This is a genomic window from Bacillus sp. V26 (genome assembly GCF_034296245.1).
Classification (GTDB): Bacteria; Bacillota; Bacilli; order Bacillales; family Bacillaceae; genus Bacillus; species Bacillus halotolerans.
This window is the reverse complement of the sequence record NZ_JAXKQF010000003.1, coordinates 478,838-503,306: the sequence shown is the minus strand read 5'-3', so window position 1 is coordinate 503,306 and position 24,469 is coordinate 478,838. Positions and strand designations below refer to the sequence as shown.

Sequence of the window (24,469 nt, the reverse complement as noted above, 5' to 3'; positions counted from 1 at the left end):
TGAGAAGAATTTCTTGTGTGCAACATGAGAAAGACACCGTCCTTGTAAGTCTTTCTTTTATTTTATTACATGAGAATGGATATTTTAAGAAAAAATAAAGGCTGTCGAGATTTTCTCGACAGCCTGAAGGTGCCTGTTAAGGCACCCTTGTCTGCTATTATTTGATTTTCACAATCACATCATTGCTGAATTTGAGTTTCCAAGTTCCTTTTGCATAAGCTTCCTTGTCGACTTCAAAAGCTTTCACATCTGTTACTTTAATATTAGGATTTAGATCACTCAATATTTTAGAGTTATCAACTTTTGTCTCAGTTGCATAGGTTGAAGAAGCATCAATATCAGAATCATAAGAAGTGCCATCACCATCAACTAATTTAACAGTTGGAATTGAAAAAGAACTTATCGGCTTTTTGGATACGTTTTTAATTGTATATTGAACAGCTACAATAGTACCTCCATCAGATGCTTTCTTTTCAATATATTGAGTGCCAACAGAATCTCTGTCTTCTACTTTTGTAACTGTCACTTCAGTTTTCTCAGTCTTAACAGTATCACCGATATTGTATGTTTTTTCAGTTTCAGCTTTGCTGCTGCTTGATGTTTTGGAAGTGGCTTCTGAATCGCCTCCGCCGCCAATAACATTACCGATAATAATGATAACAACAACTGCGAGAATAAACGTAATGATTTTATGTCTCATAAAAAAGTTACGCTGATCCTTACCGCAGTTAGGACATTTTTTTACACCTTTTGCAATTTCTTGACCGCAAGCTTTACAAGGGACTAGTTTTCCTGCCATTATATTTCCTCCTATGTCATTAAATACACAAAACATATGTACTATAATGCCTATATTATTTCACTTAGTCAATACAAAATTATGAATTTATTATATTATTTATCATTGTTAGTTATATTTTCTTATGAAAATACATGCATATTTTCTTATCGTCTATATCATTCATATGTTAATAGCTAATTTGTATTTTCTTGAATTTTAATTTGCACTTAAATCTCCGCAAATACCCCTTGAACCTATTTGCTCAGTCCCTTATAATGCTAATATTGGAAAGTGAAAAGGATATACTAAAACATTGGTTTTCTAGGGTTCCGCAATGCATATTGGCCTGTGACCGAGAGAAAACACATAACAGTCTGGCTGTTATGACACGGTGGGATAAAAGCCCAGGAGTTTCTGCTCTTTTGCGAGAGCGTACTCCTGGGTTTTTTTGTTGATACTATCTGATGAAGGAGTGTTCTGTGATGAAAAAGAAAATGCTTGATGTGCTGATGCTTGTGATTGGCGCTTTTTTCTTCGCGCTTGCTGTGAATTTATTCGCGATTCCCAATGATCTTGGGGAAGGCGGCGTTACTGGGATTACGCTGATTTTGTATTATGTGTTTCAATGGTCTCCCGGGGTGACAAACTTTATATTAAACGCTTTTCTGCTATTGATCGGATATAAATTTCTCGACGGGAAAACCACGGTTTATACGATTATCGCCGTGGCAGCAAACTCGCTTTTTCTGCATCTGACACACGGGTGGAGCACACCGTCTGATGAGCTGATCATTAACACGATTTTCGCAGGGGTGTTTGCGGGTGTCGGGATCGGCATGATCATTCGGGTCGGCGGCACAACAGCCGGTTCCGCAATTCTGGCCAGAATTGCCAATAAATATTTAGATTGGAATATCAGTTACGCCCTGCTCTTTTTTGATTTAATTGTTGTCTTCAGCTCTTATTTTATTATTGGTGCGGAAAAAATGATGTTTACGATTGTGATGCTGTATATCGGAACAAAAGTGATGGACTTCATTATTGAAGGACTAAATACAAAAAAAGCGATTACTGTCATATCGGAAAATAAAGGTGAAATTGCCGAGCAGGTTAATACGCTGATGGACCGGGGCGTCACCATTTTATCAGGAAAGGGAAACTATACGGGCGAGTCAAAAGAGATTTTGTATATCGTCATTAACAAACAGGAGCTTTCTATGCTGAAGAAAATCATCAGAAGCTGTGACAAAAAAGCGTTTGTGATTGTTCATGACGTGCGCGATGTGTTTGGTGAAGGGTTTGTGGATATTTCAAAATAAGGAGGTCCCTCTGCGCAGCTGCAGAGGGATTTATTTGTTTAGAACCATTGCTTCTGTATCGCGTTTCAGTTCATGCATATCCTCTTTATTGCCGTTGCCGTAAACGAAAGAGGGCCATCTAATACGAAAAGAAGCTGGAGAACATGTGCATTTCGCCTTATACTGAAAATACATATCCTTACATAGGAGAGGAGACCATATGAAGTCGCTGCTGGCTATTTATCCCGGTTCGATTGTGTCTGACAAGCTTTGTACACAGGAAGACTGCTTGTGTTTTTTTGATGAAAACAGTCAGAAATATATCTCGATCCCAAAAACGGAGATCAGCCAAAAGGAGACATTGCTGCTCCAGTCATTTTTAACATTAGCGGAAGAGGCGGATCACATGTCTTTCAAATCGCCGGAAGAAAACAGGTGGTTTACGTTTCTATTCTCGAAAGGAGAAGTGCCGCCGAATATCAAGAAGAGGACAAGGTTCATTCATTTTCATTTGATCGGCAAAACTGAACGGGCATCATTTGCGGAAGCGATGCGCCATTTTTGGCCGGTGTCTTTTGTGATCGTTTGGATGCATGAGGACAGAGGCGTGATTGTCGAGCAGGAAAGTGAAGCGGCAGCCGGGAAAGACGAATTGGAGTCGCTCGCCAGGGTTCTTGAAAGTGATTTCTACTTCAGTGTCCGTTTTTACGCCGGAAGGTTTTATGAAACGGATGAGCGCTTACGGAAACATTATGCCCGTGAACAAACGTATTTTCTATTCGCTGAAAAGCGGCTGCCGCAGGTTCAGCGTGTGACGTTTGATATCATGTTCCCTTTTTTATTATTGGAGGAAGAAAAGAAACAGCTGAAATCACTGCTTAGTGAAGAAGCCGAGCTATTATTTGAAAATGAACCTGAGCTGAGAAAAACAATCAAGCTGTTTATTGAAAACAACTCAAACGTGACATTAACAGCGAAAAAACTGCATCTGCACCGCAACAGCCTGCAGTACCGGATTGATAAATTTATCGAGCGGTCAGGAATAGACATTAAAACCTATACAGGCGCTCTGCTTGCGTATTTTATCTGCCTGCAAAGCGAAGGTTCAGAATAAACTGGAAATATGCACGAAAACGGCCGTGTGATTTTATGAATGCTGCCCATTTCAGTGTCGGATAAATGCTGATACACTTGATTTGAGAAAGCGTTTACAATAACAAAGGGGGATGTTAGATGGCTGAATTGCGGATGGAGCACATTTATAAATATTATGATCAAAAGGAAGCGGCGGTAGACGACTTTAATCTTCACATTGCGGATAAGGAATTTATCGTATTTGTTGGCCCGTCCGGCTGCGGAAAATCAACGACACTGCGGATGGTCGCAGGACTTGAGGAAATTTCGAAAGGCGATTTTTATATTGAAGGAAAACGGGTAAATGATGTGGCGCCAAAGGACAGGGATATCGCAATGGTGTTCCAAAACTACGCGCTCTATCCGCATATGACGGTATACGATAATATCGCATTCGGGCTGAAGCTCCGCAAAATGCCCAAGCCTGAAATCAAAAAAAGAGTGGAGGAAGCCGCTAAAATTCTCGGGTTGGAAGAATATTTGCACCGCAAACCTAAAGCGCTCTCAGGCGGGCAGAGACAGCGGGTTGCGCTGGGAAGAGCGATCGTGCGGGATGCAAAGGTATTCTTGATGGATGAGCCTTTGTCAAACCTGGATGCAAAGCTTCGGGTGCAAATGAGAGCGGAAATTATTAAACTCCACCAGAGACTGCAAACCACCACGATTTATGTCACGCATGATCAGACAGAAGCACTGACGATGGCGACTCGGATTGTGGTCATGAAGGACGGCAAAATCCAGCAGATCGGGACGCCGAAGGATGTATACGAATTCCCTGAAAATGTATTCGTTGGCGGTTTTATCGGGTCACCAGCGATGAACTTTTTCAAAGGGAAGCTGTCTGACGGCACAATCAAAATCGGTTCTTCGGTGTTGAGCGTGCCGGAGGGGAAAATGAAAGTGCTTCGTGAAAAAGGCTACATTGGCAAAGAAGTCATTTTCGGCATCCGCCCTGAGGATATTCATGATGAATTGATTGTCGTGGAATCGTATAAGAGCTCTTCAATTAAAGCGAAAATCAATGTTGCGGAGCTGCTGGGGTCTGAGATCATGATTTATTCGCAAATCGATAACCAGGATTTTATTGCGAGGATCGACGCCCGTCTCGATATTCAGTCAGGGGATGAGCTGACAGTTGCGTTTGATATGAATAAAGGGCATTTCTTTGACAGTGAAACTGAAATCAGAATCCGTTAAGCTGGAGAACCGGACATGGAGCGATGTCCGGTTTTTTGCATTCCCTCTCTATCTCAAGGTTTACAGCAAAAACCGCGGCGGGTAGTGGTTTGTAGAAAGGAGAGATAGAAATGTGGAATGCGGCGATGTGGGGCGGGATTTCCGGCTCTGCTGTTTTGCTGGGTGCGCTGGCGTCTATGTTTCTCCCGATTCGCAAGCGTATCATCGGTTATATCATGGCTTTTGGCACAGGGGTATTAATCGGCGCTGCCGCCTATGAACTTCTTGAGGACGCGGTGAAGAATGGCGGAATTGTCTCGACAGGAGCCGGATTTATAGCAGGCGCTGTCGTGTTTACCCTATTTGATTACGCGGTTTCGAAAAGAGGCGCGTCTCAAAGAAAAAGATCGGGACAAGCAGCTGCAGGCAGCGGGGGGATCGCGATTTTTATCGGCACCATCATGGATGCTGTCCCCGAATCTATTATGATTGGAGCCAGCCTTCTTGAAAAACAATCCGTCAGCTTCCTTTTGGTGATTGCGATTTTTATCAGCAATATACCTGAAGGGCTGTCCAGCACGGCCGGCATGAAGAACAGCGGATATTCAAAGGAGAAGATCTTGCTGCTTTGGGCGGCGGTACTGATAATTTCTATTTTTGCCTCATGGTCAGGATATTACTTCCTCGATGGCGCTACTGAGGAGATGATGTCGGCAATCGCTGCTTTTGCGGGCGGAGGAATCATCGCAATGATTGCATCCACGATGATGCCCGAGGCGTATGAAGACAGCGGTCCGATGACAGGATTAATTGCTGCTCTTGGTCTTTTAACGTCTTTGATTTTGAATTAGTTTTCCTAATCTGCACCGGACATGGCTACATGTCTGGTTTTTTCACTTGAAAATCCCGCAAATCAACCGATGAAAAGGAGGAAGAAATAGACAGAAAGCAGGAAACCGATGAAACGTTTTATCTTAAGCAGTTTTTTTTGGCTAGTTGTTTGACTCTTGCCGCTTGCGCTGAAAAAGAAGCAATCGCGGAGCAGCAGATGCCAAAAGCAGAACAAAAGAAACCGGAAGAAAAGACAGTACATGTGCAGAAAAAAGAAGATGATACATCCGCATGGATCAAAACAGAGAAACCGGCAAAGCTGCCGATTTTGATGTACCACAGCATCTCTTCAGGCAACAGTCTCCGTGTGCCAAAGAAAGAATTTGAGGCACATATGAAATGGCTGCACGATAACGGCTACCAGACATTAACCCCAAAAGAGGCGTATCTCATGCTGGCTCAGGATAAGAAGCCGAGTGAGAAATGTGTGCTCATCACGTTTGATGACGGATACACCGATAATTACAAAGACGCGTATCCGGTATTAAAGAAGTATGGCATGAAGGCGACGATTTTTATGATCGGCAAATCGATTGGACATAAACATCATCTGACAGAGGATCAAATGAAGGAAATGTCACAGCATGGCATATCGATTGAAAGCCATACGATTGACCACCTTGAGCTGAACGGTTTAACGCCAGAGCAGCAGCATAGCGAAATGGCAGATTCAAAAAAGCTGTTTGACAGGATGTTCGATCAGCAAACCGCCATCATCAGCTATCCGGTTGGGCGCTACAACGAAGATACCCTGAAGGCCGCTGAAAAAACCGGTTATCAAATGGGAGTGACGACTGAACCGGGAGCAGCCTCCAGAGATCAGGGGATGTACGCCCTCCATCGCGTACGTGTATCCCCGGGAATGTCAGGGGCGTCATTTGGCGCGTACATCGAGTCGATGAAATAAAAATGGCGGCGATTAATCGCCGCCGCCCCCTCCGCCGTCACAGCCGGAATCCCCGAAGCCTCCGTCACTGCCGCATCCATCATGGCGGGAATCGCCATCGGAAAATCCGAAAAAACCGCTGTCCGCCCGCTGGCGTCCTTTGTTTTCTGAAGCGGTTGATCGAGCCGATTGATAAATGACGATCATACCGAAGATCAAAGCGATAAGAATCACAATCATATGGCGTCCCCCTTTAAACAGTTATTTTTCATACGTTTTGAAGCCTGAAAAGTTTCATTTAAGGGAGATGGATTCTTTCAGCCGATCTCTCAGCCAGCGCTTGACCATGCCGTGTCCTTTGTTTGAAAGCAATGCGCTGACACGCCAATACATAGGCGGATGAGGAGAAAACTGAAAATCTATGATTCTGAAAAGCCAGCTGTTATCGCGGGTGAGAGAGTTCACCTTAACTTCGTCTTCATCTATATCAGAGCAGTAGGTGTTTTGTTTTTGCAGATCTTCATCCTGGCGAACCGCCAGGATCTTTAAGGATTCGGCCATCTGCCTGTATCCGCCCTCCAGCAATGAAGCGCCAATGTGATCGGCGCGCACCTCCATCCATTGGGAACAAAATGACTGATAAAGCTGAAATAGAATGATGATTCCCATGATCAGCGCCCAAAGTGCGATTTTGTAAGCGCCGGGATGAGCGATGTAATGCTCAAGTAAAAGAATGATCCCGATGACTGCCCCAAGGTATAAAAAGCGCAACAGCTGCATGGACAGCACATCACGTTTTTTAATATGAACAGCTTCATGAGCAAGAATACCCTCAATGACATGCGGCGGAAGGGTTAATGTAGCGCTTGTCAGAATCACCATTGATCTTCCTACATTCATTCCGACTGCCATGCCGTTGTATTCATCGCTATCCGTTTCGTATATCTCCACATGCGAAATGCCTGCTTTTCTAAAAATCTTATCTGCCGCTGCCTGAACGTCTGAATTCAGACAAGGCCTGGCATCCATTGCCGTCCGCAGCACCCGGTCAGATAGATACATATTCAAAACCCAGTACAACATCACGGCACCAGCCATAACCCAAGGGGAGGCGTGTAAGGCATATAAACCGAGCACCAATATGGCGTAAACAGATATCCCTTTTACGCTTACGGCAAAATAAAGTTTACCTAAAAGCCGTTTCACATTTTTCCGATGATAAATCGGCAGGACAGTAATAACCGTTTCCTCTTTGGTTTCGGAATCTAGAAATTCCCCGAGAATCGCTTTCCACTTTTCAGGATCTTTCACGGTCAGAAACAGCGTTTCTCCGGGAAGAGAGAGCCTTATGACTTGCTGAAAGCTTGTTGTCATATCGAGCCGGGATGAATACATGGTCAAAAGCGGATGAAGCTTTAATAGATCTGCCGTCGATTCAAGCCGGATGTCTTTCAGGTCTGAAAGCGGGTAGGTGCGGCTTTCATATCGTGAACTGATATGCCATGTTTCTAAAGACGATGAATAAAAGACTTTTACACTTAGAAAATTTAATATGCGTTTTACCAGTGCCGCGCCGCCCGAGATGAAACCGAACAGGATCACATATTTTAGAACACTGGTGTCAGGTCCGTAAATGAAGAAAACAATAGCGCCCGCAAACACAATGACAATCAGAGCAATGTCCGAGAGGAGGCGTGTGTGGTCTCTTGAAAGCTCAATTTCCTGCCATTCGCCTGATGGTTTTTCAACACAGCTGGGGACAGTCAGATCCAATGCGGTCCAGTAGCTGGTGAACATCAATGCCAGAGAGACGATGCCATCTATGAAAGACTGTTGAGAGAAGATAAAGCTAGCAGCACCGATCCAAAGAACAATATCGATCCAGAGTTCTAATGCCGGAAGAAGCTTTGCTGCAAGGGCTGATATCAGCTGAATGCCCAGCCCGAGAATGATAAAGAGAAAAAGACTGGTTCCCATAGGCATGCTAGAGTCCTTTCTATCGTAATCTTTCCAACTATTACTATAGCATGCGGCAGAAACTTGTAAAAACACGGAAATGCAAAAAAAGCAAGCTCTTTCATTATATGAAGAACTTGCTTGCAGCGTATCAATAAAACTGGTGTAACAGCAATAAGGTCAAGGACACTGTGATGGCCCCGCCGATTCTAGTAGACACCTGGGCAAAAGGCATCAGCTCAAGCCTTTCAGCGGCACTTAATATCGCAACGTCACCGGTGCCTCCTTGCCCTGAATGGCACGCATTAATAATGGCTGTTTCGATCGGATACATGTTCAGCCATTTTCCTGTGAAAAAGCCGACTGTCATCATTGTGACTACGACAGACAGAATCGTAATGATATTGCTGAGATTAAAGGCGGAAACAAGCTTGTCCCATGGCGTCATGGACACGCCGATTGCAAAGAGCAGCGGATAGGTGACTGCCGTTGAAAAGAAGCGGGACACGCCAAACGCGCCGTTTTCAATTGAGGCAGGGACCAGTCTGAACAGCTTGATCAAAACAGCTAACAGCAGCATGGCAACAGGGGCCGGAAAACCGAAAAAATCGTGGGCGAGCATACCGACCAAATACAAGGAAACGGCAAGGATTCCGCCGGACGCAAACAGAGAAAGGTTGAACATGTGCTGGCCGTTTTGCGATTCCTCCAGCGCTGGTGAATCTTCTGAACGGTCAACTTTACCGTTGCCGGTCCATTCCGGTTTTTTCTTGCCGATTCTGTTGAGCAGGCCCGCTAAGATGATCGCACACAGGCTGCCGAGCATGATCGATGGAAGAACAAGTGCGAACGCTTCCCCTTGAGACATCGGCATGATATCGGAATAACCGATGGACAGAGGGATGGCGCCTTCTCCGACGCCGCCAGCCATAATAGGAATCACGACGTACAGAAGGGTGTGCTGAAATCCGAGGCCGAGCAATGTACCGACAGCCAGTCCCACAATGGCGGCCGCGACAGAACCGGCGATAAGCGGTATAAAAATTTTCATAAATGCTTTTACAAGTGTTTCTCTTTTCATGCCGAGGATGCTTCCGACAACAATTCCGGCAATAAACAAATAAAGGAAGTTTGAGTTTTCTGTAAATTCTGTGGTGGATTTGACAATATCATTTGGCAGCAGGTGATAGTAGACGACAGCAGATGGAATAAAAGTAGCAAGGATGGCCGGGCCGCCGATAGAGCGCACAATCGGTATCGATTTTCCGATTTGGGCAAAGGTAAATCCGAAAAACGCCATGACGGCAATGGATGTCAAGATGTCGCTTTTCACATCGTGATGCAATACAAAAATAGTAATTAATATAAACAGCAGGGCATAAACAGGAAGCGGTATGATGCCTACTTTTATATTCATAGCTTTCGCAAACCAATTCTCTTTTCGAACCCCTTCGTGAATTGTATCCGTTTGCATTTGCAATTGAGTTTGAAGCTCTCCCATTGAAAAACCTCCCCTATTCTTGTTGCAGTGAAATTGTTCACTATGTTAAGTATACTAAAAAATTGAAATTATTAATATATTAAAAATTTACTATTCAAACTGTTTCTTCTTTATGATTCAGATGAAAAGAGACGTTCTGACTAAATTCCGGATGTGCCGGAGTGCCGAGAAACGAGTGCTGATGCCGGTCAAGCATTTTATTCGCAAGGAGCGAGGCATTGATGTACGATAATAAAGGGTCATTTATCCTAGCAGCCGTCATAAATCAGCAACAAAATAGACAATAATCGGTCACATAGTGTGGGACTTTTTAGGTATTTTGGGCTTTATTTTTAAAGCGGATCGTTGTAAAGTACTTAATATGAACCATTTAGAGATCGTGCCATTCGTCAGTCTGGCAATCTTGAATCATATTGAACGACTTTTTGACGTATTTGTGAAATATTGAACAATATTTTTTTCGTCTATTTTGTGAAATACTGATCAAAGTTTCGGTTCTGCTTGTGAAGTAGTGAACAATATAACATTCTCAACCGGAAATGGAGGATAAAGCATGAGTGAATTAGTATTAGCCCGCATTCAATTTGCATCAACAACGTTGTTTCATTTCTTGTTTGTGCCAATGTCTATCGGGCTTGTATTTATGGTTGCATTGATGGAGACTCTTTATCTTGTGAAGAAAAATGAGCTGTACCTCAAAATGGCGAAGTTTTGGGGACACTTATTCTTAATAAATTTCGCAGTCGGTGTTGTTACGGGGATTTTGCAAGAATTCCAGTTTGGACTGAACTGGTCTGATTATTCCCGTTTTGTCGGAGATGTATTTGGCGCGCCGCTTGCGATTGAAGCATTATTGGCGTTTTTCATGGAATCTATTTTTATCGGATTATGGATTTTCGGGTGGGACCGCCTGCCTAAAAAAATTCATGCGCTCTGCATTTGGCTCGTGTCATTCGGAACGATTATGTCGTCTTTCTGGATCTTAACAGCGAACTCCTTTATGCAGGAACCGGTCGGCTTTACGATCAAAAACGGCCGCGCGGAAATGAATGACTTTGGCGCGCTGATTACAAATCCGCAGCTTTGGGTTGAATTCCCGCACGTCATTTTCGGTGCGCTTGCCACCGGGGCTTTCTTTATCGCCGGTGTCAGTGCTTTTAAACTATTAAAGAAAAAAGAAGTGCCATTCTTTAAACAATCTTTCAAACTCGCAATGATTGTCGGGCTTTGTGCAGGCCTTGGCGTCGGTCTTAGCGGACACATGCAGGCTGAACACTTGATGGAGTCGCAGCCAATGAAAATGGCTGCCAGTGAAGGGCTTTGGGAAGACAGCGGCGACCCTGCTGCTTGGACGGCCTTTGCCACAATTGATACGAAAAATGAAAAGAGCTCTAATGAAGTCAAAGTTCCTTACGCATTGAGCTATCTGGCTTATCAAAAATTCAGCGGCAGTGTTAAAGGAATGAAAACACTTCAGGCAGAGTACGAAAAAGTGTACGGAAAAGGCGACTATATTCCGCCCGTCAAAACGACGTTCTGGAGTTTCCGCATTATGGTTGGAGCAGGTGTTGTCATGATTCTTGCTGCGTTAGGCGGCCTTTGGCTAAACCGCCGCAAAAAGCTGGAAAACAGCAAATGGTATTTGCGCATCATGATCGCATTGATTTCCTTCCCGTTTATTGCAAACTCCGCGGGCTGGATTATGACAGAAATCGGGCGTCAGCCTTGGACGGTCATGGGTTTGATGACAACGGCTCAATCCGTGTCGCCTAACGTAACGGCGGGCTCCCTGTTATTCTCAATCATCGCGTTCGGTGTGATGTATATGATTTTGGGCGCATTGCTCGTCTTCTTGTTTATCCGTGAAATTAAAAAAGGCGCGGAGCATGATGATCATCATGATGTTCCTGTATCAACAGATCCATTTAGTCAGGAGGTATACCATGGCATCTCTTCATGATCTTTGGTTTATACTCGTTGCTGTATTGTTTGTAGGTTTCTTCTTTTTGGAAGGCTTTGATTTTGGGGTCGGCATGGCGACCCGTTTTCTTGGCCATAATGAATTAGAGCGCAGAGTGCTGATCAACACGATCGGACCGTTCTGGGACGCGAATGAAGTATGGCTTTTAACTGGTGCGGGTGCTATCTTCGCGGCGTTTCCAAACTGGTATGCGACGATGCTGAGCGGTTATTACATTCCGTTTGTCATTGTGCTGCTTGCGTTAATGGGCCGCGGGGTCGCGTTTGAATTCCGCGGCAAGGTTGATCATTTGAAATGGGTAAAGGTTTGGGACTGGGTGGTTTTCTTCGGCAGTCTGATTCCTCCGTTTGTGCTCGGTGTGTTATTTACGACATTATTCCGCGGTATGCCGATTGATGCCGATATGAACATTCACGCGCACTTATCTGATTATATAAATGTATATTCTGTACTAGGCGGTGTGACCGTAACACTTCTTTGCTTCCAGCATGGATTAATGTTCATCACGCTGCGTACGATTGGTGATTTGCAGCAGCGCGCCAGACAAATGGCGCAAAAGATAATGGGTGTTGTTTTTGTGGCGGTGCTTGCTTTCGCGGCCCTTTCTGCTTATGAGACAGACATGTTTACACGCCGCGGCGAGATTACAATACCGCTTGTTGTTTTGATTGTCATCTGCTTTATGCTTGCAGCTTTATTCATCCGCAAGAAGAAAGACGGCTGGACATTTGCGATGACAGGCGCGGGGCTTGCTCTGACCGTAGGAATGATTTTCATTTCATTATTCCCTCGGGTGATGGTCAGCTCGATTCAAAGCGCGTTCGATTTAACAGTAGCTAACGCTTCTTCCGGTGATTATTCGCTAAAAGTCATGTCAATTGCAGCATTAACGCTATTGCCGTTTGTAATCGGCAGCCAGATCTGGAGCTATTATGTCTTCCGGAAGCGCGTCAGTCATAAGGAGCCTATGACTTATTAATGGGAAAAGACCTGTTTCGATATAAAGGAATGAAGCGGATTCTCACCGTGATTACTTGCTTAACGCTGATTCAGACAGCCGCTATTATCATGCAGGCAGAGTGGCTGAGTGAAGCTGTAACCGGGCTTTTCAACGGGAAGAGCATTGCCTCCCTGTTTCCGGTGATCGGCTTTTTCCTCATCGCTTTTGTCGCGCGGCACGGGGTGACAGTGGCGCGTCAGAAACTCGTCTATCATTATGCCGCCCGGACGGGAGCTGATTTGAGGAAAAGCTTTCTCGATCAGTTGTTCCGCTTAGGCCCCCGCTTTGCAAAGAAAGAGGGGACGGGGCAAATGGTGACGCTGGCGATGGAAGGCATCAGCCAATTCCGCCGCTATCTAGAGCTGTTTTTGCCGAAAATGGTCAGCATGGCGATTGTGCCGGCTGCGGTTGTCATCTACGTGTTTTTTCAGGATCGGACTTCTGCGATTATTCTAGTCGCGGCCCTGCCGATTCTGATTATTTTTATGATTCTTCTTGGCCTTGTCGCACAGCGAAAAGCGGATCGCCAGTGGAAATCATACCAGACATTGTCCAACCATTTCGTTGATTCTCTTCGCGGATTGGAGACTTTGCGTTTTTTAGGATTGAGCAAATCGCATAGCAAAAACATTTTCCACGTCAGTGAGCGGTATCGCAAAGCGACAATGAGCACACTGCGTGTGGCGTTTTTATCTTCATTTGCTCTCGATTTTTTCACGATGCTGTCGGTGGCGACAGTTGCTGTGTTTTTAGGCTTGCGTTTGATTGATGGCGATATTTTGCTTGGCCCCGCTTTAACAGCGCTTATTCTGGCACCTGAATATTTTCTGCCGGTGCGGGAAGTGGGAAATGATTATCATGCGACGCTTAATGGTCAGGAAGCGGGCAAGACGATTCAGGACATATTATCTCAGTCGGGATTCAAAGAAGAGGCACCGCTTCAGCTTGAAACATGGTCCGATGAGGATGAACTGAAGCTGTCAGGTGTCTCAGCCGGCCGAGCGATGTCTGATATTACTCTTTCATTTAAAGGGAAGAAAAAAATCGGCATCATTGGAGCAAGCGGTGCCGGAAAATCAACTTTAATCGATATTCTCGGAGGATTTTTGGAGCCGGATGACGGTGTTATCAGTGTGAACGGTTCAAGCCGTTCGCATCTGCAGGACGGGAACTGGCAGAAAAACCTGCTCTATATTCCGCAGCATCCTTATATTTTTGATGATACGCTGGCGAACAATATTCGGTTTTATCACCCAAGCGCTTCTGCTGAAGATACAGCCCGCGCTGCTTCCTCAGCGGGATTGACGGAGTTTGTAAACACCCTTCCTGAAGGATTAGAGGGGCGGATCGGAGAAGGCGGCCGGGCGCTCAGCGGCGGTCAGGCTCAGCGTGTCGCGCTGGCCCGCGCCTTTTTGGGAAACCGCCCGATTCTGCTGCTGGATGAGCCGACCGCCCATTTGGATATCGAAACAGAATATGAAGTAAAAGAAACGATGCTGGATTTATTTGATGATAAGCTCGTCTTTCTCGCGACACACCGCCTCCATTGGATGCTCGATATGGATGAAATTATCGTGCTGGACGGAGGCAGGGTAGCAGAAATCGGGACTCACGATGAATTGCTGGCGAAAAACGGTGTGTACACCAAACTCGTGAAGGCACAACTGGGGGAAAGAGCATGAAGAAAGAAGAATGGATTCTGCCGTATATCAAGCAAAATGCCCGTCTGTTTGTTCTTGTTGTCTTTTTGGGCGCGGTGACGATTTTTTCCGCTGCTTTTCTCATGTATACCTCAGGGTTTTTAATTTCAAAGGCGGCGACAAGGCCGGAGAACATCCTGCTCATTTATGTGCCGATTGTCGCCGTTCGAACCTTTGGGATCGCCCGGTCTGTGTCACGTTATGTGGAGCGCCTAATCGGGCATCATATCATTTTGAAAATCGTGTCCGACATGCGCGTCCGCCTTTACAACATGCTTGAGCCTGGCGCTTTGATGCTGCGGTCGCGTTTTCGCACAGGAGATATGCTCGGCATTTTGTCTGAGGATATTGAGCATTTGCAGGATGCCTTCTTAAAAACCATTTTCCCTGCCGTTTCAGCCTTGCTTTTGTATGCTGTTTCAGTGATTGCGCTCGGCTTTTTCTCCTGGCCGTTTGCCATTTTGCTGGCGCTTTATTTGTTTGTTCTGGTTGTGCTGTTTCCGGTCGTGTCTTTGCTTGTGACGCGGGCGAAGAATGCCAAGCTGAAAAGCGGGCGAAATGTGCTGTACAGCCGTCTCACAGATGCCGTGATGGGTGTCAGCGACTGGATGTTCAGCGGACGCCGGCATGCTTTTATTGATTCCTATGAAAGAGAAGAAAACGCTTGGTTTGAGCTGGAACGCAAAAAACATCGTTTTACAAGATGGCGGGATTTCGCCGCGCAATGCCTTGTCGCCGGCCTTATTTTGCTGATGCTGTTTTGGACGGCGGGGCAGCATGCAAATGGCGAACTCGCCAAAACGATGATTGCTGCCTTTGTGCTTGTTGTGTTCCCGCTGACAGAAGCTTTTCTGCCGCTTTCTGATGCGTTGGGTGAAGTGCCGGGTTATCAGGATTCTATCAGAAGAATGAACAAGGTGGCTCCTCAGCCTGAAGCTTCACAAACAGAGTCTGCGGCTGACAGGCTTGATCTCAAAGACGTCACTTTGGCGTTTCGCGATGTGACGTTTTCTTATGACAACAGCAGCCAAGTACTGAACCATTTTTCCTTTACGCTGCGCCAAGGAGAAAAAATGGCGCTGCTCGGCCGGAGCGGCTCAGGAAAATCAACATCACTCGCATTAATTGAGGGTGCATTGAAACCTGACTCAGGCTCGGTAACGTTAAACGGAGTGGAAACAGCGCTTGTAAAGGATCAGATTGCTAATGCGGTGGCTGTGTTAAATCAAAAGCCTCACTTGTTTGATACAAGCATTTTGAATAACATCAGGCTCGGAAACGGAAAGGCGAGCGACGAGGATGTGCGCCGCGCCGCAAAGCAGGTGAAGCTGCATGATTACATTGAGTCGCTGCCTGACGGATATCATACTTCAGTTCAGGAAACCGGAATCCGATTTTCAGGAGGAGAGCGGCAGCGGATCGCGCTCGCCCGGATTTTGCTGCAGGATACGCCGATCATTATACTTGATGAGCCTACAGTAGGCTTGGACCCTATCACGGAACGCGAACTGATGGAAACCGTGTTTGAGGTGCTGAAAGGTAAAACGATTCTTTGGATTACGCATCACTTGGCGGGAGTGGAAGCGGCCGATAAAATCGTCTTTCTGGAAAACGGAAAAACAGAAATGGAAGGAACACACGAGGAACTGCTTGCGACGAACGAACGGTATCGCCGGCTTTATCATCTCGACGTTCCTGTAAAATAAAAGACAGCCTCTGGGGCTGTCTTTTTTTGTTTGAAAAAGAAGAAGTGCAGGAAAAATAAGAAGAGATAATAAGAGGAGGTATGGATATGAATGTTCCGATTTGGACGGAAGAGCATGTAAGGGCTGCGCTCCCTGAAAGAGATGAAGCGAGCCATAAAGGTACGTACGGTACGGCTTTGCTGCTGGCGGGAAGCGACGACATGCCGGGCGCTGCGCTTTTAGCCGGGCTTGGTGCCATGCGGAGCGGTCTCGGCAAGCTTGTCATCGGCACGTCTGAAAGCGTGATCCCGCTGATCGTTCCGGTTCTGCCGGAGGCCACGTATTGGCGTGACGGCTGGGAAAAAGCGGCGGGCTCTCGCCTTGAAGAGACGTACCGGGCCATTGCGATCGGTTCGGGGCTTCCGCAAACAGAGAGGGTGCAGCAGGCCGTTGATCATATTCTTGAGAAGGATTGCCCCGTTATTTTGGATGCCGGGGCGCTGACAAAGCGCACGTATCCGAAACGGGAGGCGCCCGTCATCCTTACGCCGCATCCTGGTGAGTTTTCCCGAATGACAGGGGTTCCGGTGAAAGACTTACAAAATAAAAGAGCGGAATATGCCAAGGAGTGGGCGGTTCAGCTGCAAACGGTGATCGTGTTAAAAGGAAATCAAACCATCATCGCGTTTCCCGATGGCGACTGCTGGAGCAATCCGACCGGAAACGGAGCACTCGCCAAAGGCGGAACCGGCGACACACTGCCGGGAATGATATTGGGCATGCTTTGCTGCCACAAAGACCCGAAACATGCCGTATTAAATGCCGTATACTTGCACGGTGCATGCGCCGAGCTTTGGACTGACGAACACTCTGCCCATACGCTGCTCGCCCGCGAGCTCTCTGACATGTTGCCTCGTGTATGGAAACGATTTGAATGAAAAAAGCTGTCTTCATAGGGAAGACAGCTTTTCTTGATAAGCCGCTCGTTTTTTCAGGCGCGGTTTCATGAGTACATAATATAGAACAGAAGGCACGGCTAAGCCGATAATCCATGCGATATCCCCGCCGCCAAACATTTTTGCCAATGGCCCGATGTAAAAGGATGTATTGATAAACGGAATTTCTAACAAGATGGATAGAATGAAAGCAATCGTTGTGATCCAATTGACTCTTCCATATGGCCCGTTGATATCAAACATCGCTTTGACCTCATAGTTCCCATGGCGGACGAAGTAGTAATCCACTAAATTGATCGCCGTCCATGGAATTAAGAAATAACTGATAAAAAAGATAAAATTCAAAAACAGCTCCATAAAATTGCTTTGCCCGAGAAGGCTTAGGACTGTTCCGACGACGGTGACGCCAAGGATCATGATGATTCTGATTTTCGGTGTGACTTTTAATTTCAGAAACGGCTCAAGCGTAGTCGTTGTGGACATAAAAGCTCCGTACAAGTTAAAGACATTAATCGCCATCTGGCCAAATAAAACAATGATCAGCATAATGAACGAGAAGGGACCGAACAATTGCACAATCTGGGTCCCAGAGTTTGTCGTAAAATCAGGAAGTGCTGTGGTCAGCAGCGCGCCGAGCAGCATCATCCAGATGGAGCTGACAGATGTTCCTGCATAGCTGTACCAAAACGTTTGGGACGCCGGTGTTTTAATTGGCAGATATCTGGAATAATCGGCGACATAAGGCGCATAGGCAAGCTGCCAAGTTGCTACGGCGCTGACTGCCACCAAGAAAACGGGCAAGTCGACCGTCCCGGGCATCCAGCTGCCTGCCGGAATCGGTAATTGGAAAATGAGTATCGTTGCAGCAAAAAATACGGCAAAAGAGGTCCAAGAAAGGATTTTTTGCATTTTGTGAATCAAATCATGACCGAAAATGGTGAGTAAAAAACATGCGGCGCTTAAGCCTATAATGCTCCATGATCCCGGGATGGGAACAAAGCTGCTTAAGGTCCCGGCCGCCAGAATTGTACTGCTTGCGAAGAAACCAAGGTAGATAAACATGACTAAGAAGAGGGGAAGAATCGCTCCGATTACGCCGAATTGGGCACGGCTTTGAATCATTTGCGGGATGCCGAGTTGGGGTCCTTGCGCGGAATGAGAAGCCATAAATATGGCACCGATTAAGGTTCCGCAAATAATAGCGGCAACACTCCAAAACAGATTAAGTCCCATTGCAACGGGAAGAGTACCGGTCACTAACGTGGTGATATGCATATTGGCCCCGAACCATACGGGAAATAAATCTTTTGCTTTACCATGTCTTTCTTCATTCGGAATATATTCAATCGTTCGCCTTTCTACTTTCAATGCATCGTCCTCCATATATAATGAAATTTTGAAATAGACATAAAAACATAGCTTAACAGACTGTACTTCGCTTTACAAATTTAGATGTTCACGAAAACTGATGAGAGGCCAGTGAAGTCAATAGATCAAAAGAATTATAAAAAAAGTTGAACGCTCTGGAATCCGGTGTCGTCTCATAAGGCAAGATAACAAAAAAAGGGGGGATCGCGGCCGTTGGATACAAATGAAGAACAGCAATTGATTCAGCAGGCGAAAGAGGGAAGCGACGAGGCGTTTACAGCCCTTTTTCAGCATTATTATTCTTTTCTATATAAATACTTGTTAAAGCTTTCCCTTCACCCTGACGTCAGCGAGGATCTAGTTCAGGAAACCTTTCTGAAAGGGTACGTCCATCTGGGGAGTTTTCAAGGCCGGTCCAAATTCTCCACTTGGCTGATCTCTATCGCGTCAAGACTCTACCTTGATCACCAGAAAAAGAGAAAGAGAGAATGGAAACGAAATCAGGCTGTTACAGAGGAAACGATACGCAAGATCAAGTGGGACGTGTCAACGAAAGGCTCTGAGTGGAGCGAGACGCTTGATCTCTTTTCTCAGCTTGACCCGAAGCTGCGCACGCCCGTTTTATTAAGGCACTATTACGGCTATACCTATGCTGATATCGGGATGATGCTGCATATCAAAGAAGGCACGGTAAAGTCCAGAGTCCATAAAGGGCTCCAGCAAATCAGAAAGGAGTGGACTGATGAATAAAGAAAAGCAATCTGTTCATTTAAAATCGGAATTGCAGAAAATTGACCAATGCGCCAACCCGAATATACCGAGTCAAAAAGAATTGCTTGATCAGCTGTCACAAATGAAAGCCGAACGAAGAAAAAGCGTGCTGAAAGAAGTTATCTTATTTGTGTTCTCTGCCCTGATGGTGGTAAGCGCGGCGACTCTGGCATTTACTCAAGTTCCCGCTGCTTTTGTCGTGGTTCAGGTCTGTGCGCTGGCTGTCCTGCCGATTTTGATTGCAGCTGAGAAAAAACGATACCTTGGCGAACGTGAGGTGAAACACTGATGTCCCAAACAGATTTGACGATTTTTGTGTTTGCTTATCTGATTGCATTGGCACAGGGAATCTTTTTATTCATTGATGCGAAAAAACGGGATCGTCTGGCATGGGTGTGGGGAATTGTCGGACTGATTCAAGTGCCGATGCCTCTGATTTGCTATTACTTTTTTGTGATAAGGCCTGACCGAAAAAATAGGAGGATCAGCTAATGAATATTTCTTGGGAAATGATTGTACCGCTGATTGTGTTACAGGCCGTGCTGGCAGTGTTTGCCCTGATCAGCTGTGTGAAAGAAGAGCGGACAAACGGGCCGAAATGGATGTGGGCAGCAGTGATTATATGCATCAATATTATTGGGCCGATTTTATTTTTTACCGTCGGCAGAAAGCAAAGGTGAGCGAGCATGCTATCTATTGAGTCATTATGCAAATCATACCGGCATCATCAAGCTGTACGGAATGTCAGCTTTCAAGTCATGGAGAACGAGTGTGTCGCTCTATTAGGACCGAATGGGGCTGGTAAAACCACAACGCTTCAAATGCTGTCCGGACTGCTGTCACCCACCTCCGGGACGGTCAAGCTGTACGGGGAGCAAAAAGCAGATCGCAGTATGATCGGCTATCTTCCGCAGTACCCGGCTTTTTATTCATGGATGACGGCAAATGAATTTTTAACCTTTGCCGGGAGACTGTCTGGCCTTTCAAAGAAAAAAAGCCTTGAGAAAATAGGCGAAATGCTGGAGTTTGTCGGTTTGCAGGACGCGGCAAACAAAAAAATCGGCGGTTATTCTGGCGGCATGAAACAAAGGCTCGGTCTGGCTCAGGCTTTGCTTCATAAACCGAAGCTTTTGATTTTGGATGAACCGGTATCTGCCCTGGATCCTTCTGGGCGTATCGAGGTGCTGGATATGATGCAGGAGCTGAAAAAACATATGGCTGTTTTGTTTTCTACTCACGTTTTGCACGATGCGGAGCAGGTGTGTGATCAAGTCGTGATCATGCAAAATGGCGAGATTTCATGGAAAGGCGCTTTACAGCAGCTTAAAGAACAGCATCAAACGAATGTTTTCACTCTTACTGTAAAAGAGAAACTGAAGGGCTGGCTTGAAGAGAGGCCTTATATATCCGATGTTGTCTATAAGAATCCGTCTCAAGCTGTTTTTGAGCTAAGCGATACAGGCTCTGGCAGGACATTGCTGAGTGATTGTATCCAAATGGGATTGACAATCACCTGTTTTGAACAGAAAACCGAGTCTCTCGAAGACGTCTATCTTAAGGTGGTGCACGCATGAATGTCATGATGACGCTATTACAAAAGGAATGGCTGGAAGGCTGGAGAAGCGGCAAGCTGATCTGGCTGCCCATCGCGATGATGATCGTGGGGCTGACGCAGCCGCTGACCATTTATTATATGCCGGAAATCATTGCGCATGGGGGGAATCTTCCAGACGGTATGAAAATCAGTTTTACCATGCCTTCCGGATCTGAGGTGATGGTGAGCACGCTTTCCCAATTCAACACGCTTGGCATGGCGCTGATCATCTTCAGTGTCATGGGCAGTGTGGCGAATGAAAGAAATCAAGGTGTAACGGCTCTGATTATGTCGCGGCCTGTGACGGCAGCCCAGTATATATTGACCAAATGGATCACCCAAAGCATGATCGGGATCGCGTCGTTTGCAGCTGGGTACGGACTTGCTTATTATTACGTCCGGATATTGTTTGAGCACGCATCGTTCAGCCGCTTTGCAGCAAGCCTCGGGCTCTACTCTCTTTGGATGATGTTTATTGTTACTGCAGGGCTTGCCGGAAGCACGATGTTTCGGTCTCTCGGAGCAGCCGCGGCAGCCGGAATTGGGCTGACGGCTGCCGTTTCCTTTGCTGTCTCGCTTTTTCCTGATGGTGCGAAATGGCTGCCGGCTGAGCTTTGCAAGCAGGCAGAGCATATTCTGCTTCATGGAGAGCCGGCGGACTTTTTCGGATGGTCGCTCACATTCTCCATTCTGTGCATCATGCTTCTGGCCGTTTTTTCTGTGTGGCGCTTCCGCCGGTATGAAAGCTATTAACTGATCAGTTTCCGCTTTGTGGCCAGCATCATCATCAAAGCGGCCAATGCCATCAATCCGGCTCCATAAAATACCTCGGCCAAACCGAAAATCTGTGCGATTTTTCCGGCGAGAAGGGGGCCGGTAAAGATGCCCAGCGCATAAAACGATTGATAAAATCCCATGGCTGACATTTTTAAACGCGCTGAGCTGATATCGACGACCCGGCTTAACAATAGGGGAAACACAAAGCCAAGCGCCAGACCGATGAAAGCATGGGTCATGCAGACCGTGAGCAATGAAGCTGAAAAAGGAACGAACATCAAACAGACTCCAATGACAGCAAAACAGGTCAGCAAGGTGCCATAGGCGATTCTTCCGGTAAAACGCAAAAACAAAAAGCTCAGGGTAGCCGCTGCATGAGGGAGAAAAAAGGCGGTCATCACCCAAAGCAGTTCGATGTCTCCCATTCCGAGCTGGTTCGTGTAAAGCGGCGTAAAACCAAACACCGTCATAAATAGCACGGCATGTGCAGTCATAGATAGAATCGTGAAAAGCTTCAGCTTCGGCAGCCGCAATGTGTCTTTGATGTATTGCGGCATACGGAACGTCTTGTGATTAGCGGGAAAAGTCGACGGATCTTTAATAAAACAGCATATCACAAGGCCGATGCCCGAAGCAGCCAGTGCCATCCAAAACGGAACCTGCCTGCCTAAATGCGCTGCTGCAAGCCCGCAGAACACAATGCTGACAAACTGAGGCATGACGGTAAAAAACTGCATGATGCCCATTGCTTTTGAGGCACTGCCATCTTTGAAATAATGAGCGTATAGAATCGTCGCCATCACCCACATGGATGCTGTAATCCCAGCGAGAAGCCGGGCGGTCAGGACGAAGAAAAAAGAATCAAACGCAAGAAAAAGCACGCTGCTGAGAATGGAACATCCAAAGCCAGCGATTAACAATGGCTTGCGCAGAGAAAAAAGAATTTCTGACAGAAGCCCAAGCGGGAACCGCAGCAGGATTTGGGTCACCCCGTAGCTTCCGAGAATCATGCCGATCGCTCCGTATGAAAAGTGCAGATCCTCCAAATACAGGCTGAAAACAGGAACGTAAATATAACCCGAAAACCAAAAACAAAATACCATGCATAAGAAAACGGCGTGATCTAAAGCACCGATTGTTTTTTGCTGAGGAATCAGCGGCTGCTGTATTTCCATGCTCTCACCACCTCTTTTATTCCAGTACAACACAATGAGTCAAAACGTTTCAATAGGGAAATAAAAAACAGGACTTCAAAAAGTCCTGTTTTTGGTGTTAATACGGATCAGACGGATGGCTTTCCTGTTCAGCCTGCTCGGCGGCTTGAGCCGTTTCTGTCGTGCCGATCGGTCCGTTGCTGTTATTTTCTGAAGCCTTTTTCAGCCCTTCCGCAACGCGTTTTCCGTAGTCCGGATCGGCTTTTGTGAAATTCTCAATCATTTGCTCCTGAATTTCTTTTCTGCAGGTTGAAAGCGTATTGACCAGATTTGTGATGAGTTCAGTGCGCTCAAACTCTGTAAATCTCCGGTACGTTTCACCGGCTTGTCCGAAATTGTTCGTTCTGTCGATCGCTTCCCGCTTCAGGTTACCTTCGACATGCGGGGTGTGGTCTTTACCATCTTGCTTCGCTTCCTTCAGCCCGCCCATAATTGACGGTTCATAGTTGACATGCGGATTTTGACCTTCGCCGATATCCACGCGGTATTGCATTTGCCCCCCTTGCTGGTTGGTCGCGACGTGTTTTTTCGGTGAATTGATTGGCAGCTGCAGGTAGTTTGCGCCAACTCTGTACCGCTGCGTATCGGAATAGGAAAACGTCCGGCCTTGAAGCAATTTGTCATCAGAAAAATCAAGCCCGTCGACAAGGACCCCTGTACCGAATGAAGCCTGTTCTACTTCAGAATGGTAATTCTCAGGGTTTTTGTTTAACACTAATTTGCCGATCGGCTTCCACGGGAAGTCCTCTTTATACCACAGCTTAGTCGGATCAAGCGGATCAAAGTCGAGCTCCGGATGCTCGTCATCACTCATGATTTGGGCATACACCTCCCACTCAGGATAATCGCCGTTTTCAATCGCTTCATACAAATCCTGTGTCGCGTGGTTGAAGTTTTTCCCCTGAATCTCTTCTGCTTCCTTCTGTGTCAGGTTGCGGATGCCCTGTTTCGGTTCAAAATGGTATTTCACAAGAACGCCCTTGCCTTCCTCATTTACCCATTTGTAGGCGTGAACGCCTGAACCCTGCATCTGCCGGTAGTTGGCAGGAATGCCCCAAGGCGAAAACAAGAATGTGATCATATGTGTCGCTTCAGGAGATTGAGAAATGAAGTCGAAAATACGTTCACCATCTTGGATATTGGTCACCGGATCAGGCTGAAACGCGTGTACAAGATCCGGGAATTTCAGCGGATCGCGAATAAAAAAGATTTTCAGGTTGTTCCCGACCAAATCCCAGTTTCCGTCTTCAGTATAAAGCTTAACGGCAAAACCGCGCGGGTCCCGTAAGGTTTCAGGTGAATGCTTTCCGTGATTCACCGTGGAAAAACGGACAAATGCCGGCGTTTTCTTGCCTTTTTCCTGGAAAAGCTTCGCTCGTGTGTACTTTGAAATCGGCTCGTCTCCAAAACTGCCATAGGCTTCGAAATACCCGTGTGCGCCTGCACCCCTGGCATGCACAACACGTTCGGGAATGCGTTCCCTGTCAAAGTGGCTGATTTTTTCGAGAAAATCGTAATTTTCCAGCGTTGTCGGCCCTCTGTTCCCGACCGTCCTCACATTCTGGTTGTCGGTGACAGGATGCCCCTGTCTGTTCGTCAAGGTATCCTCTGACTCGTTTTTCCCGGATGTCTTATGAGAAAGCGCATCCTCACTGCCTTCGACATTTGTGCCGTGATACTCTTTTTGATGATCATCTTTCATTGGTTGAGCCTCCTTTTTGAACGGTAACAATATTCCCTTAATGGAAGAATTTTAAAACTGAAGTTTTTTTTTAGCTGCTTCGGGAATGGTACAATTAC

General features: G+C 46.2%; 23 protein-coding genes and 1 riboswitch. Of the genes, 16 read left to right on the top strand and 7 right to left on the bottom strand.

Going from position 1 to position 24,469, the window contains the following annotated elements; translation table 11 throughout:
• Window positions 1-157: 157 nt before the first annotated feature.
• The gene (locus tag UJ203_RS13320) at window positions 158-700 is read right to left on the bottom strand and encodes a DUF4352 domain-containing protein (protein ID WP_142367090.1); all 543 of its coding nucleotides are present in this window, start codon (window positions 698-700) and stop codon (window positions 158-160) included.
• A gap of 391 nt (window positions 701-1,091) precedes the next feature.
• Window positions 1,092-1,194: riboswitch (guanidine-I (ykkC/yxkD leader) on the top strand.
• A 69-nt stretch (window positions 1,195-1,263) separates the two neighbouring features.
• Between UJ203_RS13320 and UJ203_RS13315 the strand changes: the two genes are divergently transcribed.
• The 5 genes from UJ203_RS13315 to UJ203_RS13295 all read left to right on the top strand — a co-directional run bounded on the left by UJ203_RS13315 (window position 1,264) and on the right by UJ203_RS13295 (window position 6,187).
• Window positions 1,264-2,100 carry a YitT family protein gene (locus UJ203_RS13315; RefSeq protein WP_003218811.1) on the top strand — a complete coding sequence of 279 codons (837 nt, stop codon included), beginning with the start codon at window positions 1,264-1,266 and terminating at the stop codon, window positions 2,098-2,100.
• A gap of 199 nt (window positions 2,101-2,299) precedes the next feature.
• Window positions 2,300-3,193 (top strand): PucR family transcriptional regulator, encoded by an 894-nt coding sequence (locus UJ203_RS13310; protein WP_322011448.1) that lies wholly within the window; start codon window positions 2,300-2,302, stop codon window positions 3,191-3,193.
• A gap of 119 nt (window positions 3,194-3,312) precedes the next feature.
• Complete coding sequence (msmX, locus tag UJ203_RS13305; RefSeq protein WP_010332420.1) at window positions 3,313-4,410, top strand: maltodextrin ABC transporter ATP-binding protein MsmX; 1,098 nt, start codon at window positions 3,313-3,315, stop codon at window positions 4,408-4,410.
• 110 nt (window positions 4,411-4,520) lie between these two features.
• Window positions 4,521-5,240 carry a ZIP family metal transporter gene (locus UJ203_RS13300; RefSeq protein WP_322011445.1) on the top strand — a complete coding sequence of 240 codons (720 nt, stop codon included), beginning with the start codon at window positions 4,521-4,523 and terminating at the stop codon, window positions 5,238-5,240.
• Between the two features lie 86 nt (window positions 5,241-5,326).
• Complete coding sequence (locus tag UJ203_RS13295) at window positions 5,327-6,187, top strand: polysaccharide deacetylase family protein (protein WP_415859191.1); 861 nt, start codon at window positions 5,327-5,329, stop codon at window positions 6,185-6,187.
• A 12-nt stretch (window positions 6,188-6,199) separates the two neighbouring features.
• Here the strand turns inward: UJ203_RS13295 and UJ203_RS13290 are convergent, their stop codons facing one another.
• The 3 genes from UJ203_RS13290 to cimH form a co-directional block, all read right to left on the bottom strand.
• Entirely contained in the window at window positions 6,200-6,403 is a 204-nt protein-coding gene (locus UJ203_RS13290; protein WP_044160384.1) for a hypothetical protein, read from the bottom strand.
• 57 nt (window positions 6,404-6,460) lie between these two features.
• The gene (locus UJ203_RS13285) at window positions 6,461-8,149 is read right to left on the bottom strand and encodes a M56 family metallopeptidase (RefSeq protein WP_322011442.1); all 1,689 of its coding nucleotides are present in this window, start codon (window positions 8,147-8,149) and stop codon (window positions 6,461-6,463) included.
• Between the two features lie 124 nt (window positions 8,150-8,273).
• Window positions 8,274-9,623: a citrate/malate transporter CimH gene (gene cimH, locus UJ203_RS13280; RefSeq protein WP_322011440.1), complete on the bottom strand. Its 1,350-nt coding sequence runs from the start codon at window positions 9,621-9,623 to the stop codon at window positions 8,274-8,276.
• Window positions 9,624-10,176: 553 nt separating this feature from the next.
• Between cimH and cydA the strand changes: the two genes are divergently transcribed.
• The 5 genes from cydA to UJ203_RS13255 all read left to right on the top strand — a co-directional run bounded on the left by cydA (window position 10,177) and on the right by UJ203_RS13255 (window position 16,927).
• Window positions 10,177-11,583, top strand: a complete 1,407-nt coding sequence (gene cydA / locus UJ203_RS13275) for a cytochrome ubiquinol oxidase subunit I (RefSeq protein WP_322011438.1) — start codon at window positions 10,177-10,179, stop codon at window positions 11,581-11,583.
• Window positions 11,567-12,583 (top strand): cytochrome d ubiquinol oxidase subunit II, encoded by a 1,017-nt coding sequence (cydB, locus tag UJ203_RS13270; RefSeq protein ID WP_105954492.1) that lies wholly within the window; start codon window positions 11,567-11,569, stop codon window positions 12,581-12,583. The genes cydA and cydB overlap by 17 nt, the downstream gene beginning before the upstream one ends.
• Window positions 12,583-14,286: a thiol reductant ABC exporter subunit CydD gene (cydD, locus tag UJ203_RS13265; protein WP_322011435.1), complete on the top strand. Its 1,704-nt coding sequence runs from the start codon at window positions 12,583-12,585 to the stop codon at window positions 14,284-14,286. The genes cydB and cydD overlap by 1 nt, the downstream gene beginning before the upstream one ends.
• Complete coding sequence (cydC, locus tag UJ203_RS13260; protein ID WP_322011434.1) at window positions 14,283-16,010, top strand: thiol reductant ABC exporter subunit CydC; 1,728 nt, start codon at window positions 14,283-14,285, stop codon at window positions 16,008-16,010. The genes cydD and cydC overlap by 4 nt, the downstream gene beginning before the upstream one ends.
• An 86-nt stretch (window positions 16,011-16,096) precedes the next feature.
• Window positions 16,097-16,927 (top strand): NAD(P)H-hydrate dehydratase, encoded by an 831-nt coding sequence (locus UJ203_RS13255; protein WP_322011431.1) that lies wholly within the window; start codon window positions 16,097-16,099, stop codon window positions 16,925-16,927.
• Between the two features lie 12 nt (window positions 16,928-16,939).
• Here the strand turns inward: UJ203_RS13255 and UJ203_RS13250 are convergent, their stop codons facing one another.
• A complete protein-coding gene (locus UJ203_RS13250; RefSeq protein WP_322011429.1) occupies window positions 16,940-18,313 on the bottom strand; it encodes a cytosine permease in 1,374 nt (457 codons plus the stop codon).
• 213 nt (window positions 18,314-18,526) lie between these two features.
• On the opposite strand from UJ203_RS13250, the gene sigY reads away from it, so the two are divergent.
• The 6 genes from sigY to UJ203_RS13220 are packed head-to-tail and all read left to right on the top strand — an operon-like array spanning window position 18,527 to window position 21,431.
• Complete coding sequence (gene sigY, locus UJ203_RS13245; RefSeq protein ID WP_095712702.1) at window positions 18,527-19,063, top strand: RNA polymerase sigma factor SigY; 537 nt, start codon at window positions 18,527-18,529, stop codon at window positions 19,061-19,063.
• Window positions 19,056-19,373: a YxlC family protein gene (locus tag UJ203_RS13240; RefSeq protein WP_105954486.1), complete on the top strand. Its 318-nt coding sequence runs from the start codon at window positions 19,056-19,058 to the stop codon at window positions 19,371-19,373. The genes sigY and UJ203_RS13240 overlap by 8 nt, the downstream gene beginning before the upstream one ends.
• On the top strand, window positions 19,373-19,576 hold the full coding sequence (locus tag UJ203_RS13235) for a transcriptional regulator (RefSeq protein ID WP_185848467.1): 204 nt from the start codon (window positions 19,373-19,375) through the stop codon (window positions 19,574-19,576). The genes UJ203_RS13240 and UJ203_RS13235 overlap by 1 nt, the downstream gene beginning before the upstream one ends.
• Window positions 19,576-19,764, top strand: a complete 189-nt coding sequence (gene yxlE / locus UJ203_RS13230; RefSeq protein WP_024123344.1) for a sigma Y negative regulator YxlE — start codon at window positions 19,576-19,578, stop codon at window positions 19,762-19,764. Before UJ203_RS13235 ends, yxlE begins: the two co-directional genes overlap by 1 nt.
• 6 nt (window positions 19,765-19,770) lie before the next feature.
• A complete protein-coding gene (locus UJ203_RS13225) occupies window positions 19,771-20,658 on the top strand; it encodes an ABC transporter ATP-binding protein (protein ID WP_322011424.1) in 888 nt (295 codons plus the stop codon).
• On the top strand, window positions 20,655-21,431 hold the full coding sequence (locus UJ203_RS13220) for an ABC transporter permease (RefSeq protein ID WP_322011422.1): 777 nt from the start codon (window positions 20,655-20,657) through the stop codon (window positions 21,429-21,431). The genes UJ203_RS13225 and UJ203_RS13220 overlap by 4 nt, the downstream gene beginning before the upstream one ends.
• On the opposite strand, the gene UJ203_RS13215 is transcribed toward UJ203_RS13220, so the two are convergent.
• Window positions 21,428-22,630, bottom strand: a complete 1,203-nt coding sequence (locus tag UJ203_RS13215) for an MFS transporter (RefSeq protein ID WP_322011420.1) — start codon at window positions 22,628-22,630, stop codon at window positions 21,428-21,430. The genes UJ203_RS13220 and UJ203_RS13215 overlap by 4 nt on opposite strands.
• Before the next feature lie 97 nt (window positions 22,631-22,727).
• Window positions 22,728-24,371 (bottom strand): catalase KatX, encoded by a 1,644-nt coding sequence (gene katX / locus UJ203_RS13210; protein WP_322011418.1) that lies wholly within the window; start codon window positions 24,369-24,371, stop codon window positions 22,728-22,730.
• Between the last annotated feature and the right edge of the window lie 98 nt (window positions 24,372-24,469).

Bases quoted from the DNA above. Each gene is read 5' to 3' on its own strand.
- msmX (WP_010332420.1), top strand. From the start codon at position 3,313: ATGGCTGAATTGCGGATGGAGCACATTTATAAATATTATGATCAAAAG.
- cydB (WP_105954492.1), top strand. From the start codon at position 11,567: ATGGCATCTCTTCATGATCTTTGGTTTATACTCGTTGCTGTATTGTTT.
- cydC (WP_322011434.1), top strand. From the start codon at position 14,283: ATGAAGAAAGAAGAATGGATTCTGCCGTATATCAAGCAAAATGCCCGT.
- UJ203_RS13300 (WP_322011445.1), top strand. From the start codon at position 4,521: ATGTGGAATGCGGCGATGTGGGGCGGGATTTCCGGCTCTGCTGTTTTG.
- UJ203_RS13220 (WP_322011422.1), top strand. From the start codon at position 20,655: ATGAATGTCATGATGACGCTATTACAAAAGGAATGGCTGGAAGGCTGG.
- UJ203_RS13255 (WP_322011431.1), top strand. From the start codon at position 16,097: ATGAATGTTCCGATTTGGACGGAAGAGCATGTAAGGGCTGCGCTCCCT.
- UJ203_RS13285 (WP_322011442.1), bottom strand. From the start codon at position 8,149: ATGCCTATGGGAACCAGTCTTTTTCTCTTTATCATTCTCGGGCTGGGC.
- UJ203_RS13315 (WP_003218811.1), top strand. From the start codon at position 1,264: ATGAAAAAGAAAATGCTTGATGTGCTGATGCTTGTGATTGGCGCTTTT.
- UJ203_RS13235 (WP_185848467.1), top strand. From the start codon at position 19,373: ATGTCCCAAACAGATTTGACGATTTTTGTGTTTGCTTATCTGATTGCA.
- cydD (WP_322011435.1), top strand. From the start codon at position 12,583: ATGGGAAAAGACCTGTTTCGATATAAAGGAATGAAGCGGATTCTCACC.
- cydA (WP_322011438.1), top strand. From the start codon at position 10,177: ATGAGTGAATTAGTATTAGCCCGCATTCAATTTGCATCAACAACGTTG.
- UJ203_RS13310 (WP_322011448.1), top strand. From the start codon at position 2,300: ATGAAGTCGCTGCTGGCTATTTATCCCGGTTCGATTGTGTCTGACAAG.
- UJ203_RS13215 (WP_322011420.1), bottom strand. From the start codon at position 22,630: ATGGAAATACAGCAGCCGCTGATTCCTCAGCAAAAAACAATCGGTGCT.
- UJ203_RS13240 (WP_105954486.1), top strand. From the start codon at position 19,056: ATGAATAAAGAAAAGCAATCTGTTCATTTAAAATCGGAATTGCAGAAA.
- cimH (WP_322011440.1), bottom strand. From the start codon at position 9,623: ATGGGAGAGCTTCAAACTCAATTGCAAATGCAAACGGATACAATTCAC.
- UJ203_RS13320 (WP_142367090.1), bottom strand. From the start codon at position 700: ATGAGACATAAAATCATTACGTTTATTCTCGCAGTTGTTGTTATCATT.
- yxlE (WP_024123344.1), top strand. From the start codon at position 19,576: ATGAATATTTCTTGGGAAATGATTGTACCGCTGATTGTGTTACAGGCC.
- katX (WP_322011418.1), bottom strand. From the start codon at position 24,371: ATGAAAGATGATCATCAAAAAGAGTATCACGGCACAAATGTCGAAGGC.
- UJ203_RS13225 (WP_322011424.1), top strand. From the start codon at position 19,771: ATGCTATCTATTGAGTCATTATGCAAATCATACCGGCATCATCAAGCT.